The sequence below is a fragment of the Olivibacter sp. 47 genome (assembly GCF_030372825.1).
Classification (GTDB): Bacteria; Bacteroidota; Bacteroidia; order Sphingobacteriales; family Sphingobacteriaceae; genus Olivibacter; species Olivibacter oleidegradans.
In genome coordinates this window covers 5,266,520-5,286,466 of sequence record NZ_JAUCNR010000001.1, presented here as the reverse complement: position 1 = coordinate 5,286,466, position 19,947 = coordinate 5,266,520, and the positions used below count along the sequence as shown (strand labels likewise).

The following is a 19,947-nucleotide window of genomic DNA, read 5'->3' as shown; positions in this document are numbered from 1 at the left end:
CGGGCCTAAATCTTTAGCGAAAGTACATGCAGCCTTGACTGTTTGGTTCTTTATGGTCAAGCATAAAGAACATGAAATATGGCTTAGCGTCTATAGCTTATGGCCTTATTATACCTTACACCTTATACCCTAAAGCCTATCGCTTATCGCCTATACCCTATAGCCAATATTTAACGAATAAAAGCTATCTTTGAGAAGCCTGACGGCCTAAGGGCTTTGTAGATAAATTGCTAGGAAGATGAGTTTAAAAGTAGAAGGACCGGTCCCTACAGGAGATGTTAAAATATCACGGAAAAAACCTATTTTTCCAGTGAAACCTGCCTTACGTAAATATCTAAGAGAGTATCAACGAGAGTCAAAACTACCGCTTAGCTACAGCGAATTACGTAATTTTACAGATAGTGTACCCGTTTACGATAAAGAAGGAAAGGACACCCTTTGGGAAACACCCCTCTATCCGCCCCACGAGGTAGCGCATATCCACGAAGGGCTGAAGCAGATTTATGCCCTTCTAAAAGCTTCCGGAAATAATCGCATAGTGGAGCATAAATTTATTGATCGTATAGATTACTGTACATTCGGCAATACACATCCATTTCGTATCCGTATTGTGAATCGTTTAAATGATGTATATGATTATTTTTATATTAAACAAGCAGACGCGTCCCGCATTTATGGACTAGAACTGGAAGAGATCATGTCGCCTAATCGCGTGAACTTTACTGTGGACGGTGATACTTTAGTGGAGGAGCATATTGTAGGCTTGCCCGGAGACGTGTTCGCGAAGCGTTTACTGGAGAATCCGGATTACAATCCCATTCGGATTGCAAAAGAGTTCGTAAAATTTAATGAACGTTGCCTTATTATGCTTTTGGGAGATATGCGTTCCTACAACTATGTAATGCAGATAACGCCCGACTTTGATGATTTTCAATTCAGGATCCGCGCTATCGATTTCGACCAGGAGTTTTACGAGGGCAATATGAAAGTATATATGCCCCAGTTCTTCAAAGAGAATTTACCTTATGTAAAACTATCCATGGAACACCTCACCGAAAAAACAGTGTTGCAATACCAACAGGAAGAACGCTCTTCCATTGTACATCGGGTACGCATTGAGCGCCATCGTTTGGCGGCACTTCGAGATGTATCACAAAACGAACAGCTCTCTCCGCCGGAAAATATCGCCATGCTGAAAAATCAACTGGCAGCCCATTACAAAAATCAGGATTACCACTTATGTAAAAGTATGACTGACATTATTGAGCTGAATATCAAAAATGTGATTAGACAGGTAAAACTGTGATTATCGAAAGACTCGTTCCAAGAGCTCTTCAGTAATCTTTCTATTTTCTTTGCACGCCCGAATAAAAGGCTTCAAGATAGAGTTTTCATCATCGACGCCTTTTTGAATAATAGCAGTATTTTCCTCAGGTGTTGCATTGATGTCTAAGATTGCATCGCTCATTTTATTATCTTCCCAAATGTGATAAATCTTCTTATTACCGATAGGATCGATTAAAGGAAAAGAAGCCGTATGGCACTGTAGTGCAAATAACAGTACGTGGAGACGATTACTAATGACGAATTTGGCTTTACTATAAATTTGTGCTGCCTCGTCTAATAGGAGCTTTTTATCGATGAGCTGTACCTCAAAATCATTTTCTAATGCTCTTTTTAGAATAAAAGAAGCCTCACGGTCGTATTTAACTTGATATGAAATCACAATCCGAAATTTTCGGAAAACCAGCGCTGTCAGAATCATCTTCAGCCGATCGACATACGGTTTAAAGTAAGCTTCATCATACTCCTTACCATAAACGTTCGACCGAAAACTTAAAACGATGTAAGAATCATCTTGGATGGGGGGAATAGCGATAGAGGGCTCGTAGTTCCAAGCCAGGTCTGGAAATAATTGTGGATTTTTAAACTTACCTCGTATGGCTGTATCCAAAGACCCTTTATCTCTTAGCCCATAGAAATAGCACAGTCTTGAACGGGCGGCCTCCGCATCTAAATTGGCCTGATCAAACGGGCCTATGGAAAATCCTAAACGGACGATTCGCACGCCAAATGTTTTGAAGAGTGTGAGTCGTCTATTTCTTTGGATGACTATTTTAGCCATATCCTTACCCTGACGAGCAGTATGGCCAGGTGGAAAAACCACATATATCCTATCCTTTCGAAAAAGTGATTTAATCAGGCGTCCCAATATATGGCGATTTAAAGACATTTGATTCACTTCGGAGAGCTGCCTATCATTTGTAAGCTTGACCTCGTCTATAAACCAACGATCCGTTTGATTATCGACGATGATAAGTTCACCGTATTTCTGTATCGCTTGTACGGCTACTTTGTTAATCAATAGATCTCCGGTATTTTCAATCTGAGAAGCGGGAATAAAATAGATGCTGTTCATTGGAAAATTTTTATTTCTTCTTAATAAATTTATTGACAACCAACCGCCTTTCCTCTTTACTAAGGAAAGCATAAGAGAGCATGCTAAAAAAGCCAAACAGGATCGCTGCATGTAGCAAGATTCCTGGCCAACTATGAATATGAAGGATTTTAGGATAAAAATAGCCGATCGCAACAGCTATACTTAATAAGATTACAGCTGACCTAGAAGACCTGAAGAAAGTCCATTTGCTGATGCCCATATGCCGGGCTATGTAGATCGGCATAAAAACGAAATTTTTGACCGTTAATACAAACCCACTTGCCACAGCTACGCCATAAAGTCCCAAAGTGGTGTATTTTACGAGGGTAATAGCCAACAAAAGGTTTAACATACCCATTAAAACTGTAAAAATCCCCGGAACTTTTACTTTATTATAAGCCCTGTTTAAGGAGAAAAGAGGTTGTATCCCTAGGTTGATGGGTAATGGTAACAGTACTAATAGGAATAACCATTTCATTCTCGCAAACTCTTCACCAACCCAAACAGTTAATAAATCACCAGATAAAATACAGAGAGGCGCTACTATACAAGTGACAAAAAGTGTTAGCGCTTTATTTGATAACAGCGTAAGCTTTGTCATTTGTAGAATCTCTCCTCGCGCGTATAGGGTAAGTATCAATGGACCCAAAACACCAGAAAGCGAGATGGATAATGTTCTGATCAGATTACTCCATTGCAAAATAACGCTATATTGACCAGCGGCTTCGTTGCCAAGTATCTTGTTAACTACCAGCAAATCAATTTGTAAAAAAAGAATACTTCCCAATTGAATGATCACTAGCCATCCACCCATAGATAATAGGGCTGACAAACGGGCCGTCTTAAAATCTTTTATTCGAAACTTAATATTAGGAGAGTAGCGTCGGAAAAGATAAAAACTATATCTGCTTGCTGCAATGCTTCCCAATACCACCGCAATACCATAACCAAACAATGAAACATCGATAAAAAGGAAAACGCTTACAATGATCACTACCCGTATAAGGGTATTGATTACCGTTACTTGGTTAACGAGGTCAAGCCGGTTAGCCACATAGGCAGACACATTAAAGGCGGAAGTAACACAGGTTAAAATAAAAGAACAACTAACGCACAAAAACAGTCTCACTGTATCTTTGGCGTATGCAGCTGGCACCGAAACGAGCTTGTCTATATGTGTTGAGACGATGATAAAGAAGGGAATTAAAAGAAGCAATAAACCACTTATCGCTATGAAGGCTGTATTAAAGACTTGCGAACTTCCCTCGTCTCCCTCCTGTTCTTTACTCAACGCCATGAACCGGGAAAGAGCCCCATTGATTCCTACCGTAATAACGGAAGCGTAGCCAATAATGGTTGTTGCCAGTGGAATCATACCATAGGCACCCACTCCTAACTTTTTAATAAGATAGGGCGGAAGCCAAAAACCTATTATTCCATTTAAAATAAATAACGCACCATTGATAAAAGATTTTTTTTGAGAGCTGTAGTATTATTCATCATAGGTTCACAGGAATATGGCTTTTAGATCGTCTTTGAATGCAACCTCATCTGTAATCAATATGACCACCATCAAACAAGCTTATCAAAGGCTCTCTAACCATCTAATATACAAGGTTTAACAAGATACCGTTGGCACCAAATGCTTATTGTAACATAAACGTTAAATCCTGTGCAACAATGTGCAATAGGGGCAGGTTGAGCATAGTAGGAAGAAACATATAAGTTGGGGGCGAAAGTGAAAAGGGAACGGAATGTTAGCCCATAAATAGAACAACTATTTTGAACGGTCTAACCAATTATTCTTTTGAAATAGAATAAAGGTGTATTTGGCATGATATTAGCTATTGTATGTTCACAATTTTTAATGTTTAACTGATAAGTCACATATACTATGAAAACATCGATGAAAAATACGGCTAAAGTTCAAAAGTTATCTGATTTAGCAAAGAAAATTGACAGACAATTAATGGATTTATTGGTGAAAGAATTGGAAAATTTCCGCAGTAATAGCGGTTCAGGTTCAGCAAATGTAAGAATAGCATAAAAAAACCATCTACCTATCACAAATACATTCATCTACCTATGTAAAAACTTCCCCGAGAGCGATTACCTCGGGGATTTTTATTTAGGGCTTTAGGTAATAAGCAATAAGCTTTAAGGTATAAGGCTTAAGCGAGCGTACTGCTACTAATAAGGCCGTAAGCTATAGGCGCTAAGCCATATTTCATGTTCTTTATGCTTGACCATAAAGAACCAAACTATTCTACTACCCAACAATTCAACTAAAAACTCCCAAAATTGGCTAATTTTATCTTCTTTTGCCATAAATTCACTTTAGGCAATGAATATCCAAAAAGACATACTAGTCTACCGCGACGCACAACTCGTTGATCTTCCAACCATTGTATCTATATACAACAGTACAGTGGCCAGCAGGATGGTCACGGCAGATACGGAAGCTGTGACCGTAGAGAGCCGACTACCTTGGTTTAATCAACACAATCCGCTCACGCGCCCGCTTTGGATGGTAGAGACGACGGGCGGCGAAACGATTGGTTGGCTTAGCTTTCAATCCTTCTATGGCCGCCCGGCTTATGATGGCACCGTCGAAATCAGTATTTATATAGATGAAAGCCAACGAAAAAAAGGATATGGAAAAATGATCCTTCGGGAGGCTATCAAAAGAGCGCCCGACTTGCAGGTGAGTACCATTTTAGCCTTTATCTTCGCCCACAATATTCCCAGCATCCGGCTTTTCGAGAAAGAAGATTTCCGGGAATGGGGTAATTTTCCGGACATCGCTGTATTGGATGGCATACAACGGAGTCTCGTCATTTTAGGACGGAAAGTTTGAGAATTCGTCCGTGAGTCGTAAGTTTTAAGTATTACGTTCTAAGTTGTAGGCGGAGGCTCGGAAACAGGCCTATTTGAAGTCTCTTTTACGGAATGCCTGAACTTTAGAGAGAAAACAGGAAGCTTAAAGCTTATAGCTTAGGACTTACAACTAAAAGGTTAATGTTTGTTAAAATTTTTGCAAATGCCTTACGATGCTATTACTTTGCGTCAAGCAAAACATTTGCTACATATTTTTAATTAACTTATCTTTGCAGAATGTTTATAAACAAGCGTTTAATGATTTGGGCTTCGGCGCTGCTCTTTTCAATTGGGATGATCGGATGTAAGAGCAAGTTTGAAAAGCTACGCACCGGTAATGATAATGTAGCGAAGTACCGGGAGGCTATCAATTTGTACAACAACAAAAAGTACTCAAAAGCGCTTATTTTATTTGAAGACTTATCCAATAAATACCGGGGAAGGCCGGAAAATGAGGAGTTGATGTATTATTTTGCTTACACCAACTATCGTTTACGAGATTATACATCGGCTCGATTCCACTTTAAAAATTTCACCGACCAATACCCTCAGAGCCAACGAGCGGAAGAATGCCGTTTCATGGGGGCTTACTGCTATTATTTAGAATCGCCGGTATATACGTTGGATCAGGAAAACACGTTGAAGGCGATCGAATCACTTCAATTATTCATCAACTTATATCCAAAGAGCGACCGCGCGGAAGAGGCCGCTAAATTCATTCAGGATCTGCGAGATAAATTAGAGCATAAATCATATGCCAATGCCAAGCTTTACCTGGATGTTGGTGATTATAAAGCCGCGGTTATTGCCTTTCAAAATTCCCTACGGGATTATCCCGACACTAAGTACGCTGAAGAAATGGAGTACCTAGCCATCGAAGCGCAATATCTTTATGCGAAGAACAGCCAACTGCCTAGTCAGGAAGCACGTTATCAAGAGGCCGTTGAATTCTCAAATCGATTCATCGACAATTATCCTGAGAGTAAATACAAAAAGGACGCAGAAAGCTTGAAGAAAAATTCGCAGCGCGATATGGAATCGGTTAAAAAACTCATTGCGTCTTTAACACCGAGCCAAAAGAAAAAAGAAAAAGAGAAAGAAGAAGAACTGAATAATCAACCAAGAGGATCGTTACCTCAACAGACATTACAATAAGAAGATATGAGTAATATACAGAAGCATACCATTCCTAACACCACTGTAACCCGCGATTTACGGGAGTTAGATGAAAAAACCGGCAATATTTACGAATCGATCGTTATTATGGGTCGTCGTGCCAATCAGATTGCCACCAACATGAAGGAAGAGCTTCATAGCAAATTAGCAGAATTTGCCACATCCAATGACAATTTGGAAGAGGTATTCGAAAACCGCGAGCAAATCGAAATTTCGAAGCATTACGAGCGTCTTCCTAAACCTACTTTAGTAGCTGTAGACGAATTTTTAAACGATAAGGTTTACTTTAGAAATCCTTCTAAAGAGCAACAAAAGTAAGCGCAACTGATCATTTAGCTTAACATGCTAAAGGGAAAAAAGATTATACTGGGCATATGTGGAAGCATTGCCGCCTACAAAGCCGCGGCTTTAACCAGACTACTGGTTAAAGCCGGCGCTGAAGTACAAGTAGTCATGACACCTGATGCTGTTGAGTTTATTACCCCGCTTACCCTTTCTACCTTATCAAACAAGCCGGTGTTAACGGCTTATTTTGAGAAGAAGACCGGAACCTGGAATCACCATGTGCAGTTGGGCCTATGGGCCGATTTAGTGTTAATTGCTCCGGCAAGCGCAAACACCTTAGCGAAATTGGCCAATGGCTTGTGTGACAATTTGCTTTGCGCAGTTTACTTATCTGCAAAATGCCCCGTCTACCTTGCCCCTGCGATGGACCTGGATATGTGGGCTCATCCAAGTACCCAAAGCAATATTAAGAAATTACAGGAATACGGGAATAGGTTAATACCTCCCGGAACGGGTGAGCTTGCCAGCGGATTAGTGGGGGAAGGCCGTTTAGCCGAGCCTGAAGAGATCCTTCGTTTCTTAGAAAAAACACTTGCAGACGCAGCTTCTGAACGGAAAGGCCCTTTAAATGGGAAAAAGGCCTTAGTGAGCGCCGGACCTACGCACGAGGCAATTGATCCCGTACGCTTTATTGGGAACCACAGCAGCGGTAAAATGGGTTATGCCATTGCTGAAGCGTTACATCAATTGGGAGCAGACGTGACCTTAGTAAGCGGCCCTACCAGCCTTCCTACTCCGAATGGTGTCAAACGTATTGATGTGGTCTCAGCGAAAGATATGCTAGATGCCTGTTCATTGGCATTTGCGGAAGCTGACATTACCGTGATGAGCGCCGCCGTAGCAGACTATACCCCCGAAACTGTCGCAGATCGGAAAATCAAGAAAAAAGACACGCATTTTACGATCGCCCTAAAAAAGACAACTGATATTTTAGCTACTTTGGGAGCCAGAAAGCAAACCCATCAGCTCCTAGTAGGTTTTGCACTGGAAACCGACAATGAGCTCGCTAACGCCGTCGGCAAATTGAAGAAAAAGAACCTGGATTTTATTGTCCTCAATTCCATGCAAGACAAAGGAGCCGGCTTTGCGGGCGACCGGAACAAGATTACCATTATAGACCGCAACCACCAACAAGTAACTTTCCCCCTCAAGACCAAGAAAGAAGTAGCCACTGATATTTGTGATTTTATCATTAAGGCTTTAGGCATTAGGCTTTAGGCAATAGGCTGTCGATGTTTTCTCAATTACGCAACCCCTTCATCATACATTATCTTGATTGGCTAATTGGCTAATTGTCTGATTGGCTAATTGGCTAATTAACAAATTTGCTACTCAACTAATTCTCTCCTAACCCTTGCTACTTACTATCCGAATAACTACCTTTGATAAACGTACTTTAAACACTAAGTACATATAGCTAATTAAATTAACAACTTATTTACAGCGATGCTTAAAAATCAATTACTTATAGCAGCCCTATTATTGGGAACCGCAGCGTCATCCTTAGCTCAAGAAAAAATGAAACCTGAAGACACCGAAGTATGGGAACCCGTACCACATGTTGTAGCAACGCCTGTTGGGCAGGCTCCTTCGGACGCCATTGTATTGTTTGATGGCAAGGATCTGAGTGCCTGGGAATCACAAAAGAATCCGGGTCAACCGGCCGATTGGCCCGTGGCAGGCGGTGTATTTACGGTTAATAAAAAAGCCGGTAATATTTGGACAAAGCAAAAATTCGGAAGTTATCAGCTCCACCTCGAGTACTATATCCCACAGGATATTGATGGAGAAGGACAAGGGAGAGGAAATAGTGGTTTGTTTTTAGCAGCTATAGGAAATGGTGATGAAGGCTACGAGTTGCAGATCCTGGACTCTTATAACAACAAAACATATGTAAACGGACAGTTGGGTTCCGTTTATAAGCAACGTATTCCCCTAGCAAATCCGGCAAGAAAACCAGGTGAATGGCAAACCTACGATGTGGTTTGGACAGCGCCTACCTTTAAATCCGATGGCTCGGTGGAAACGCCTGCTCGAGTAACGGCATTTGTTAATGGGGTGCTGGTACAAAATAATGTAGAGCTCATAGGCGGTACTCAATATATCGGACGGCCAAGTTACAAGCAACATGGCCCTGCACCGATCATGTTGCAAGCTCACGGCGATCCAAGTAAACCGATCAGCTTCAAAAATATCTGGGTAAGACCATTGTAGTTTAAGGACACAAGTAGCAGGGCATAAGACATAAAGTCCTGCTATTTTTACTCTTTCTACTTAACTACTCCCCTACTCAACCACTCAACAATCACCTAAAACCCCGCTGCAGCCGGTTGCTTGTTCTTAACATTAATAATCGTTTTATTGATAATAGGCATGAGCAGTATCAGTACTATGGTAATAACACATATAATCGCCATCAACTGATAATAATCCATGCAGAAACGTAGAAAATCTTGCTTGTGCATACTTTTCGCCAATAAAGCATGTGCTGCGCGCCCAGCCTGATCATGCGGCATCCCGCTGGCTGACAGTGCCTGCTGATATAAAGAAAGTCGTTGTGTTAGCAAGGAATTGCTTTGGTTGAGCCCTTCAGCAAGCTGGTTACTATGTATCTTTTCAAAGTACAACTGATAAAAATTGAGCGAAGCTAAACTCAATGAAAAGGTACTGAAACGGACAAAGACTCCAATCGCAGAGGCCGATTTGCTTAATGCCGTTGGGACCGAGGAAATGATAAATAGCACAACGGGCCCCATTAATAAACCCGCACCAACTCCCTGCAATATTAGCAATAAGATATAGTGGCTTGGATTAGCTTCGGTAGAAAAAAAATGAACCATCACTGCATGATAAATAGCCAACAGCGCAAAACCGGTACACCAAAGTGCCTGAAGTGATTTCTTTAAAATAACCAATCGGGTCGATATTGTACAACCGATGACAACTCCCAGCATGTTCCACAATAGAAAGCGATAGGTATGAAGGGGATCCATGCCCAGAACCTGTGCAAAGTATTGGCTAGTTAGATTAAAGCTACCACGTACAAGATAGAGAATCACTAATAAGAGAAGGCCTATCCAAATATTTTTATAACGAAATATCTCAACATACACATAGGGTCGTTTAAGTGATTTCTGTCGCCAATAATTCATCAATAGCAGGAATGGCACTAAAAAAGCACCATATCGAACCATCGGGTCATCAAACCAGTTCAGCTGCTGTCCGTATACGAGCACATAAGCAAGCAGTACTAAGGCTCCTGCGTATAATACAAAGCTGACCCAGTCCAGCTGATAAAGCGGTGTCTTACGACTGAGACGCACATTGTGCATAATGCTTAATAACATAATCGCACCGGGTATAATACAAAAGGTAATTGCTTTATAGATCACTTTATAATCATATTGATCAATGAGCGGAGCGGCCATTAAGGAAGTTAAGGGAGCCACACATAAGATCAAACCATAAAAAATGGAGTAGCCAATTTCTCGGGCATGGTCTGATTTGAGCTGTCGGAAAAGTAAGTTTAAGCAGATACTGGTGGTACCGCAATTCACAATCCCCTGTAAGAACCGTATGGGTAGGATTACGCCTAGGTGATGACTATGGTATACGCCATAGGCAAAAACAAGCTGCAAACTCAAGCAGATTAGCAAGTACTCTTTCGTGGCGATCCGATTGAAGAAACGGGTTTCCAGGGGTGTGAAAGCCGCAATGGCGGCATAGAAAACTAACAAAGAGAATTGAACGTCAGCTGGCTCAATACCATAGTAGCCAACCGCCGCGGATACATTGGCTGTTGACATGGCAAAAAGCAATAAAGTAGGCAATAAGAGCAGCAGTGTAGTCAGGAAGATTAACCAACGTGGCACCCATGCTTTAAATAATTGTTTATCAGCCATATCATCCTCCTTTTCCTACGCGCACGGTGGCGTTCATGCCAGCATTCAAAAGCTCAATATCTTCTCCTTCGAGGCGGATACGCACCGGTATCCTTTGTGCAATCTTCACAAAATTACCGGTCGAGTTATCCGGTGGTAACAGCGAATAACGCGAGCCTGTGGCTCCGGAAAGTGATTCTATTTTCCCATGAAAGATTTTATCGGGATAGGCATCTACCGAGATAGACACTTCTTTGCCTACTCGCATATGCTGGATTTGCGTTTCTTTAAAATTAGCCACAACCCATTTGCCTGAGCTTCGATCGATAATGAAAGCTAAGGTTTGGCCGGGTTGCACCAGCTGTCCGGGTTGGATGCTTCGTCTTCCCATTTTGCCATCGTAAGGGGCACGAATAACGGTATAGTCCGTATTCAAAGCGCTCCGTTGCAACACGGCTTCCCGTCGCTTAATTTCGGCATGCAATACATCGGCCTGTACCCGGATGTCGTTCGCTTTTGATAAAGAAGCTGCATAGGCATCGGTTGCAGCAAGATAATCGGCCTTTGCAACCTCCAAAGCGCTTTGCACAGCTTCTAACTGCTGTTTAGTGGCCGATTCGACCTCGTAAAGCTTCTGATACCGGTTATACTCTTGTTCTTGTTTTACCAATCTCGCCTTAGCGGCACGAATATGTGATTCGTCTACGGCGGCGCCTTTATTAGCCGTTTGAATGTTACTTTGTAAAACGGCAACCTGTGCCCGGGCGTTCATTAAGGAAGCTGCGGCCTCCTCTTGTTGCGCAGCGTATTCGCTATTATCGATGATAACCAGGGTATCTCCTTTGTGCACATTTTGATTTTCCTCGAAGCGAACTTCCTTTATATAACCATTCACCCGAGAGGTTATGGGATTAATATACTCATCTACTTGTGCGTCATTCGTTTCCTCAAAACGATAATAGGAAACGAGCGTACGAAAACCCCAAATGAGCAGGGCAATCACGAGGATCAGGGCGACTGCCGTGGTGATTCGTGTAATTATTTTATCAGATGATGATTGCTTTTGTATTGTCATTGTATTATAAATTGCCAATCGTTCTTTGTAATTTGTAAAATTGTACCTGTGCATTTGCTTGGGCGGTTGATAATTCGAACCGTGATTGCAGTAATTGCGTTTCTGCATCAAGAAAATCTGTTAGTAGCGAAAGCTGATTGAAATAGGTGTTACGCATAATGCGGTAACTTTCTGCCGCCTGCTTGATATTTTCTTTAGCAACTTCAATTTTTTTCATAGCCTCCGTACATCGTAAGTAGGCCTCCTCTACCGCTTGTCTTATTTCGTCATGGGCATTTTCATAGGCTATTTCCTGCTGTTTAAGCGCCAAAGATGCTTCTTGTACCTTGTGTTTGTTAGTGTATAAGCCGGAGATGGGAATACTAAGTTTTATGCCGGCCATTCCGGAGCCGTACAACGCTAAACTGTAAGGATAAAATTGTATCTGGGGATAGCCATAACCATATTCAGCAAAGAAACCTACCTTAGGGGAGGTATTCGATTTCACTTGTTGCAGGTTGAGGGCACGCAGCTCCTTGGCTTTTCCGGACAATAATCCGTTGAAAGCGTGTGCATGGGCTTCGTCTAAATATGTTTGCAAAGACTGTAATTGAAATGCCGCATGGCCACCGGTGTCAACATCCAGTTGCACCGGCGTGTCGTCAGGTTTACCTATCAAAACATTAAGTCGCTGCCCCGCGATTTTAATACTGTTATTGATTTCTATCAATAACATGCGCTGTTTGGACAAACGTAGCTCTGCCCGTAAAACATCGCTTTTAAGGACTGTTCCATTGGCGTAAAGCTGTTTAATTTCCTCCAACTGCTTTTCGCGCTCTTTAATGTCGTGTAATAAAAGTGTTCGATAGGCCTGATTTCTATAAACATCATAATAATGCACAGCTACGCTGAAATGAATATCTGCCGCTGTCCGGTGATGTTCCACCTCAACAATCTCCTGTTCTTTTTTTGCGTACTTAATTTCCCGACCGGTTTTACCGCCATTGTAAAGATTGAGATAGGCTTCAGCACCCGCCTTATAGTACTTTCGATCGACCGGAAATTGCTTGGGGGTATGGAAAAGACCATCTTCATAAATCGGCATATTAAACACGTATGCATATTGTCCATGAATTGACACCTCGGGTAAGCGCCCATCCTTTGCGATCTGTAAACGAGCGGCGCTTGCCTGCACATCCATTTCACTTATTTGGATTTTTTTGCTGTTAAGGTCAGCCAATTGCCAGGCCTTTTCCAGGCTCAAGGCCTCAGCCCTCATTTGCTGTGTTCTTCCACATACGGGAGACAATAGTGTTATCACCAAGCACAGGCCCAGTTGTATGTTATACTTTAGAAAGTTCATGATTTATTTAATGACACCACAAAGGTCGGGATATTTGGTCTTCTTATTTTTCTCTAAAATGACATACTTTTGCTTAAACACGCCAAATGAAAAGAGTAACGATCAGCGAATATTTATCGGCGCTGGACCAGCACCCGGACAGCACCTATCTGTGGTACAGCCAATATGGTGATCAGCTGGAATTGCACAGTCATCATAAAGGGCAACTCACTTACGTGGAAGGAGGTGTGATCTTTTTACATACGGAAGATCGGTCTTATTTTTTACCGGCAAGACATTATGCCTGGATTCCGGCAGGAGTACGACATCGCTTTTACCATCGATATCCTTCGGTTAAAGTTCGTACCATCCACTTTGACCCTAAGCGAACCGATGATGCTTTTTTTAAGAAAATGGGTATCTATCCTGTGAACAACCTGTTGCTTGAAATGCTTCTGTTTTCTGAAAGATGGCATGGTGATATTTTTCCGGGTTCCAAAGCCTATGATTTTCTGAATACAATGAAAAATATCCTGCCGTTAATCAGTTTGCATCCATTACCCATTGCATTGCCTACCACCGATAACATCCGTTTGCGACCTGTATTGATCTATATCCATCAACATATCGCGGATGATCTGACCTTGGAAGTTTTAGGAAAGGCATTCGGGTTTAGCGAAAGAACCTTATCACGACTATTCAAGACGATTTTGAACATGCCTTTTTTTCAATATCTCAAATTAACCCGAATTATTAAGGCGATGGAACACCTGATTAAAGACGATCTCTCGATTAGCGAAATTGCTTATCGTGTAGGCTACAATAGCATCTCGGCTTTCAGTAATACGTTCTATAGCATCATGGGGCAACGCCCTACCGACTTCCAGCAGCTGAATATCGCCGTTGCTGACGAAGGCACTTAAATCTGCCCGGAAAAAGTGCAGATCACAAAAATTACGCATGCGTAACAATAGCCATACGTTCAGGGCAACTATTACGTTCTAGTAGAGTAAAATGATATCTTTGCCAATCACGATGCTCGCTAGCTTTCGTTAGTTGATGGATTCCGCTGGTTCAGGCTCCTCAATTAGGCGGGCAATAGGCTACTAAAACAAACATACATGAATGCAATAGATCGCTATCTATATAGTCTTATCTTTCTTATAAGCACCGCTTTGCCTCTTGCTGCACAACAGCGGGATTGGGAAAATGAAAAGGTGTTTGAAACCAATAAACTACCCAGTCATGCAACGGCTATTCCCTTCGATAATGAGCAGCAGGCTATCGCTAATATCGATTCCAATTCTTCACTCTATAAAAGTTTAAACGGCTTGTGGAAATTTAACTGGGTAAAAAGCCCGAATGAGCGTCCCAAAGATTTCTATAAAAAGGGTTTTAATGATCGTCAATGGAAGGAGCTTAGGGTACCGTCCACATGGGAGGTTAACGGATATGGCACACCTATCTATACCAACATCACTTATCCATTTAAAGTGGAACCGCCCAAAATCATGAAACCTGTTGATACGTCATGGACTAAACACAAGGAACCCAACCCCGTGGGATCGTACAGACGTAAGGTGGAAATCCCTTCTAATTGGGCTGATAAACAGATCTTCCTGAATTTTGATGGCGTGCAAAGCGCCTTCTATGTATGGGTTAATGGCGAAAAAATTGGCTATAGTGAAGGGAGCATGACAGGCGCTTCTTTTGATATTACGGAATATGTTCAAACGGGTCAGAGCAATTTAATTGCCGTTGAAGTGTATAAATGGAGCGACGGCAGTTACCTGGAGGATCAAGATATGTTCCGACTGGGCGGGATTCATCGAAATGTATACTTGAGCGCCGCCCCGAAATTACATATACGCGATTTTTTTCTGAAATCAATACTATCGGATGATCTTTCTTCGGCAACTTTTATAGCCGACACTTGGTTAAGAAATTCCGGAAAAGGCGGCGACGCGGTTGGAAGTTTAAGCGTGAAGATCTTGGACGCGGAAGGAAAGGAAGCGGTACTCTCTTCCAAAATGGAAGAACGGATCAATCGAAAGATTGGATTTGGAAGCCTCTTTGGGAAAAAGGAAGAGGATGCTGCCTATCAATTGAAAAGCACCATCCAAAATCCCAAGTTATGGACGGCAGAAACGCCTTACCTTTATACGGTAATCCTTACCCTGAAAGACAAACAGGATCAGGTCACTGAAGTTTTATCGAGCAAGTTCGGTTTTAGAAAAATTGAAATTAAGAATAGCCGCTTGTATGTAAACAATAAGCCGATCTTATTAAAGGGCGTGAATCGACATGAAACACATCCCGTTTTCGGCAAGGCCGTACCTTATGAAAGTATGTTGGAAGACATCCAATTGATGAAGCAAAATAACATCAATACGGTACGTACTTCTCATTATCCCAACGACCCACGTTGGTACAAGTTATGCGATGAATATGGCCTCTATGTAATTGATGAAGCGGATTTGGAAACCCATGGAGCGAAGGCAGATTTAGGAAATAGCATCAGTTGGAAACCGGCCTACATCGATCGGCACAGGCGGATGGTACAGCGCGATAAAAACCATCCTTCGATCATTATTTGGTCTTTAGGCAATGAGTCTTGGGGCCATGAGAACTTCAAGGCCGCTCGTGAAGCGGTACTGGCGATTGATACGACCAGACCGCTTCATTTTGAAAGTTACAACGAAGTGGCAGACATTGAATCAACCATGTACCCTTCAGTCGCCAGTCTATTAAAGAGCGGACAAACGGCTAGCACCAAACCTTTTTTGATGTGTGAGTATGGCCATGCTATGGGAAACGCTATCGGTAATCTGAAAGAATATTGGGATGTCATCGAAAGTCATCCGCGTCTTATCGGTGGCTGTATTTGGGAATGGGTGGACCATGGCTTGAGCAAACAGATACCGGGAGCCGCGAAGGGGCAAACCTTTTTTGCTTATGGCGGCGACTTTGGTGATAAGCCGAATGACGGAAACTTTTGCATGGATGGTATATTGACACCGGATAGAAAACCGACGGCCAAGTTGGAAGAAGTGAAAAAAGTGTATCAATATGTAAGCTTCACGGCAGCAAATCTTGTGGAAGGAAATGTCCGTGTAAAGAATAAATATGCTTTTCTGGACTTGAACAATTTTACATTGGATTGGGTACTAACAGAGGATGGCAAGGAGGTTCAGCAAGGCGTACTCCCGCCGCTGAATCTGGCACCGGGCGATAGCAGCATCTTACGTGTGCCCATCAAGCAACCGCTCTTAGCTCCGGGGGCATCTTATCATTTGCAACTTTCTGTTAAATCAACTAAGGATGAGCGATGGGCTCCGAAAGGGACCGTTGTAGCAACGGAACAGTTTGAAATGCCCTACCGAGCGCCGGTACAAGTTGCCTACTTGGATACGGTGACCACCCTGCCTGATATTATTGTACTCCAAAAAGAAGATGAGGTTACCTTAATCGGCAAAGAGTTCCATGTAGGATTCAATCGCAATAATGGCATGATTTCATCCTTGGCTTATCGAAATAACCAGCTGATCGAAGGTCTCGGAAATGGTTTGAAATTGAACATCTATCGGGCTACGCTTGATAACGACCGCGATAAAGATTGGGGACAAGCCATTCCGTGGGAAAAGGAGGGATACGACTCCCTGTCGTTTAAGGTAAATGATTTCAACATCAATCAAAGCAGCCGTAAGTCGGTCCAGGTTACCGCATCGGTAATCGCAAGTACCAAGTCCGGGTATGAAATTCCGCTCAATCTTGTATACACCGTGTACGGAAACGGCATTATACATGTCTCGGCCTTTATCAACCCCAACAAAGACGGACTACCCCTGGCAAGGATTGGTTTTAGCGCAACCGTCAATGGGCGACATAATACTGTTGAATGGCTGGGGCGAGGGCGGCATGAGAATTATATCGACCGTAAGCAGGCTGCCTTTTTTGGTCGTTACCAAAGTACCGTGGAACAGTTAGGAAGCAATTATATGCGCCCCCAAAGTATGGCGAACCGAGAAGATACGAAGTGGGTAAAGCTTACGAATACGAATAACCAGGGAATGATCGTTGTTGCAGACAATAAACTCGGCTTTAGTGCTTCTCATTATACCGAAAGGGATTTGCATAAGGCCAAGCATCCTTATGAGTTAAAGGCAAGGCCGGAAGTTATATTACATATTGATTATGCACAACGAGGGTTAGGTAATGGTAGTTGTGGACCGATTACGCTGCCGCAATACCAAATTGCCAAAGAACCCATCAACTTCAGCTTTAGCTTGCTCCCTTATAGTATGATGGACGGGGATGCAGCAGACTATGTTAGAAGACACTAGAGGCGTAGGGGGTGAAGGCATAAGGTTTAGAAGGTTGTGCAGGTCGTACACCTTAAACCTCATACCTAAAATACCCCGCTACTCAAAGTAATTCATCGTTTTAAAGCCGCCCTTTTTAAGGTATTCCTCTTTACGCATGAGGTGTAGATCAGACTCCATCATGTCAGCTACCAAGCTTTCGAGATTGTATTTTGGTTTCCATCCAAGTTTAGTCCGCGCTTTTGTGGCATCGCCGATAAGTAAATCGACTTCCGTTGGTCTAAAATAAGTAGGGTCTACTTTAACAACCGTTTGACCGAATTTGATGTTAGCCGGGTCTATTCCCAGTGCCGTCAATCTTTGCTCATCTGCATCTATAATAACACCCTTCTCCTGCTCATCCTTTCCACTGAATTCAATTTCGATACCTACATGGGCAAAACTCATTCGCACAAAATCACGTACGGTAGCCGTAACACCTGTCGCAATTACATAATCCTCCGCCTGCTCCTGCTGGAGAATCAGCCACATGGCTTCAATATAATCTTTAGCATGCCCCCAATCGCGTTGCGCAGAGAGGTTCCCTAAATATAACCGGTCTTGCAACCCTAGTGCAATCTTGGATACTGCGCGGGTAATCTTTCTCGTCACAAAAGTTTCGCCCCTTATTGGGCTTTCATGATTAAATAGAATACCATTACATGCGTACATTTTATAGGCTTCACGGTAATTGACCGTTATCCAATAGGCATACAATTTTGCTACCGCGTAAGGAGATCGGGGATAGAACGGAGTTGTTTCACTTTGAGGTACTGCTTGTACGAGCCCATAGAGTTCAGAAGTGGAAGCTTGGTAGATACGGCATTTCGCTGTCATTCCTAACAATCTGACTGCTTCCAATAAGCGGAGCATACCTAAACCATCGGCATTGGCTGTATATTCGGGGGTATCAAAACTGACCTTTACATGGCTTTGGGCTGCAAGGTTGTAAATTTCATCCGGTTGGGTTTCCTGCACTAAACGAATCAGATTCGTTGAATCGGTCAAGTCGCCGTAGTGCAAAGTAAATTTCGGATTCGCTTCATGGGGATCCTGATAGAGATGGTCGATCCGATCTGTATTAAAAAGCGAGCTTCTCCGCTTCACACCGTGGACACGGTAACCCTTTTTAGCAGAAATTCGGCTAAATATGCACCGTCCTGTCCGGTAATTCCTGTTATTAATGCTGTTTTCATTTTTATAGCAATCAGCTGTCAGTTATCGACCGCCAGCCTTTTTGTATTTTTTATTAGCCTTTACTCAAGCTATACCCTGAGTACTCATATTAGTTGAGAGTTTAAACAGTGTTAGCTACTTAAATTTTATTTACTAACCACTTAATTGCTCAATCACGAAGCACACCCTAGTTTTATTCATCACTCAAAATTCATCACTCATCATTAACAAACTACTTCCTTCCCACTAGTCGCAATAGGTATTCCCCATAACCACTCTTTACCAAAGGTTCAGCGATGGTCCGTAATTGATCGGCGTTAATATATTTCATACGATAGGCTACTTCTTCGATGCACCCTATTTTCAAGCCCTGGCGCTCCTCAATAACTTGCACGAATTGACCTGCCTGCATTAAAGAAGGAATGGTACCCGTGTCCAACCAGGCCGTGCCACGACTGAAAACCCCTACTTTTAAACGACCCGCTTCTAAATATTTTTTATTCACGTCAGTGATCTCATACTCACCCCTTGCAGACGGCTTGATATTCTTGGCAATCGATACGACCGAGTTATCGTAGAAATAAATACCCGGAACGGCATAATTTGATTTGGGTTCTTTTGGCTTTTCTTCGATCGATAGCACATTCTTGTCCTCATCGAACTCAACAACACCATAACGTTCGGGATCGGACACGGGATAAGCGAAAACGACGCCGCCTTCCGGATTAACACTCTGTTGCAACAACTTAGACAAGCCATCACCATAAAAAATATTATCTCCCAAAATCAGCGCCACCTTATCCTCACCGATAAATTCTTCTCCTATAACAAAGGCTTGCGCTAAGCCATTGGGTTCCGCCTGAACGGCATAAGAAAACTTGCAACCAATCTGCGAGCCATCGCCTAACAATTTTTCAAAGTTGGGCAAATCGTGTGGCGTGGATATAATCAAAATCTCATTTATACCCGCTAGCATCAGTGTTGATAAGGGGTAGTAAATCATCGGTTTGTCATACACAGGCATCAGTTGCTTGCTTACCGCCAGTGTTAAGGGATGTAAACGGGTACCTGATCCTCCTGCTAAAATAATACCTTTCATGAATTATATTTTTTCTTATTTAGATGATTGTTCTATTCTTTTTTCCAATTATTTTATCGTAAAAGTATTGATTTTTTGCCATATCAAAGAACGATGGATAAACAAGCCCGGATTTCCCGTTCAACTTACATTGGTTCTTGCAATCAAAGGAACGTATTTACACATATGGCACTTCGTTCTTAACGGCGAATACTCA

General features: G+C 42.4%; 15 protein-coding genes and 1 pseudogene. 9 read left to right on the top strand and 7 right to left on the bottom strand.

Features of this window, described 5'->3' with window-relative positions; translation table 11 throughout:
- Positions 1 to 238: 238 nt before the first annotated feature.
- Complete coding sequence (locus QT327_RS22975) at positions 239 to 1,306, top strand: hypothetical protein (protein WP_130854383.1); 1,068 nt, start codon at positions 239 to 241, stop codon at positions 1,304 to 1,306.
- Here QT327_RS22975 and QT327_RS22970 read toward each other — a convergent pair whose 3' ends face one another.
- Entirely contained in the window at positions 1,307 to 2,419 is a 1,113-nt protein-coding gene (locus tag QT327_RS22970) for a polysaccharide pyruvyl transferase family protein (protein WP_289554104.1), read from the bottom strand.
- 10 nt (positions 2,420 to 2,429) lie between these two features.
- Entirely contained in the window at positions 2,430 to 3,905 is a 1,476-nt protein-coding gene (locus QT327_RS22965) for an oligosaccharide flippase family protein (RefSeq protein WP_289554455.1), read from the bottom strand.
- 441 nt (positions 3,906 to 4,346) lie between these two features.
- Here QT327_RS22965 and QT327_RS22960 point away from each other — a divergent pair, with 441 nt between their 5' ends.
- The 6 genes from QT327_RS22960 to QT327_RS22935 all read left to right on the top strand — a co-directional run bounded on the left by QT327_RS22960 (position 4,347) and on the right by QT327_RS22935 (position 9,052).
- Positions 4,347 to 4,487 (top strand): hypothetical protein, encoded by a 141-nt coding sequence (locus QT327_RS22960; protein WP_289554103.1) that lies wholly within the window; start codon positions 4,347 to 4,349, stop codon positions 4,485 to 4,487.
- Between the two features lie 297 nt (positions 4,488 to 4,784).
- On the top strand, positions 4,785 to 5,297 hold the full coding sequence (locus tag QT327_RS22955) for a GNAT family N-acetyltransferase (protein WP_013665051.1): 513 nt from the start codon (positions 4,785 to 4,787) through the stop codon (positions 5,295 to 5,297).
- Positions 5,298 to 5,575: 278 nt separating this feature from the next.
- The gene (locus tag QT327_RS22950; RefSeq protein WP_013665050.1) at positions 5,576 to 6,472 is read left to right on the top strand and encodes an outer membrane protein assembly factor BamD; all 897 of its coding nucleotides are present in this window, start codon (positions 5,576 to 5,578) and stop codon (positions 6,470 to 6,472) included.
- Positions 6,473 to 6,478: 6 nt separating this feature from the next.
- Complete coding sequence (locus QT327_RS22945) at positions 6,479 to 6,811, top strand: DNA-directed RNA polymerase subunit omega (protein WP_013665049.1); 333 nt, start codon at positions 6,479 to 6,481, stop codon at positions 6,809 to 6,811.
- Positions 6,812 to 6,835: 24 nt separating this feature from the next.
- On the top strand, positions 6,836 to 8,056 hold the full coding sequence (coaBC, locus tag QT327_RS22940; RefSeq protein WP_149105198.1) for a bifunctional phosphopantothenoylcysteine decarboxylase/phosphopantothenate--cysteine ligase CoaBC: 1,221 nt from the start codon (positions 6,836 to 6,838) through the stop codon (positions 8,054 to 8,056).
- Positions 8,057 to 8,284: 228 nt separating this feature from the next.
- Positions 8,285 to 9,052 (top strand): 3-keto-disaccharide hydrolase, encoded by a 768-nt coding sequence (locus tag QT327_RS22935; RefSeq protein WP_013665047.1) that lies wholly within the window; start codon positions 8,285 to 8,287, stop codon positions 9,050 to 9,052.
- A gap of 95 nt (positions 9,053 to 9,147) precedes the next feature.
- Here QT327_RS22935 and QT327_RS22930 read toward each other — a convergent pair whose 3' ends face one another.
- Genes QT327_RS22930 through QT327_RS22920 form a run of 3 tightly spaced genes read right to left on the bottom strand, consistent with a single transcriptional unit; the run spans position 9,148 to position 13,136 of the window.
- Positions 9,148 to 10,740, bottom strand: a complete 1,593-nt coding sequence (locus QT327_RS22930) for an MFS transporter (protein WP_130854387.1) — start codon at positions 10,738 to 10,740, stop codon at positions 9,148 to 9,150.
- A 1-nt stretch (position 10,741) separates the two neighbouring features.
- The gene (locus tag QT327_RS22925; RefSeq protein WP_149105197.1) at positions 10,742 to 11,794 is read right to left on the bottom strand and encodes an HlyD family secretion protein; all 1,053 of its coding nucleotides are present in this window, start codon (positions 11,792 to 11,794) and stop codon (positions 10,742 to 10,744) included.
- Between the two features lie 4 nt (positions 11,795 to 11,798).
- Entirely contained in the window at positions 11,799 to 13,136 is a 1,338-nt protein-coding gene (locus tag QT327_RS22920; RefSeq protein WP_289554102.1) for a TolC family protein, read from the bottom strand.
- An 86-nt stretch (positions 13,137 to 13,222) separates the two neighbouring features.
- Between QT327_RS22920 and QT327_RS22915 the strand changes: the two genes are divergently transcribed.
- Both QT327_RS22915 and lacZ read left to right on the top strand, forming a co-directional pair.
- Entirely contained in the window at positions 13,223 to 14,038 is an 816-nt protein-coding gene (locus QT327_RS22915; RefSeq protein WP_149105195.1) for a helix-turn-helix domain-containing protein, read from the top strand.
- 198 nt (positions 14,039 to 14,236) lie between these two features.
- Positions 14,237 to 17,458: a beta-galactosidase, LacZ type gene (gene lacZ, locus QT327_RS22910; RefSeq protein ID WP_130854391.1), complete on the top strand. Its 3,222-nt coding sequence runs from the start codon at positions 14,237 to 14,239 to the stop codon at positions 17,456 to 17,458.
- A gap of 78 nt (positions 17,459 to 17,536) precedes the next feature.
- On the opposite strand, the pseudogene gmd reads toward lacZ, so the two are convergent.
- Both gmd and rfbA read right to left on the bottom strand, forming a co-directional pair.
- Positions 17,537 to 18,672: pseudogene (gene gmd, locus QT327_RS22905) on the bottom strand (GDP-mannose 4,6-dehydratase).
- 212 nt (positions 18,673 to 18,884) lie between these two features.
- Positions 18,885 to 19,751, bottom strand: coding sequence for a glucose-1-phosphate thymidylyltransferase RfbA (gene rfbA, locus QT327_RS22900; protein ID WP_289554101.1), 867 nt, complete (start codon positions 19,749 to 19,751; stop codon positions 18,885 to 18,887).
- Between the last annotated feature and the right edge of the window lie 196 nt (positions 19,752 to 19,947).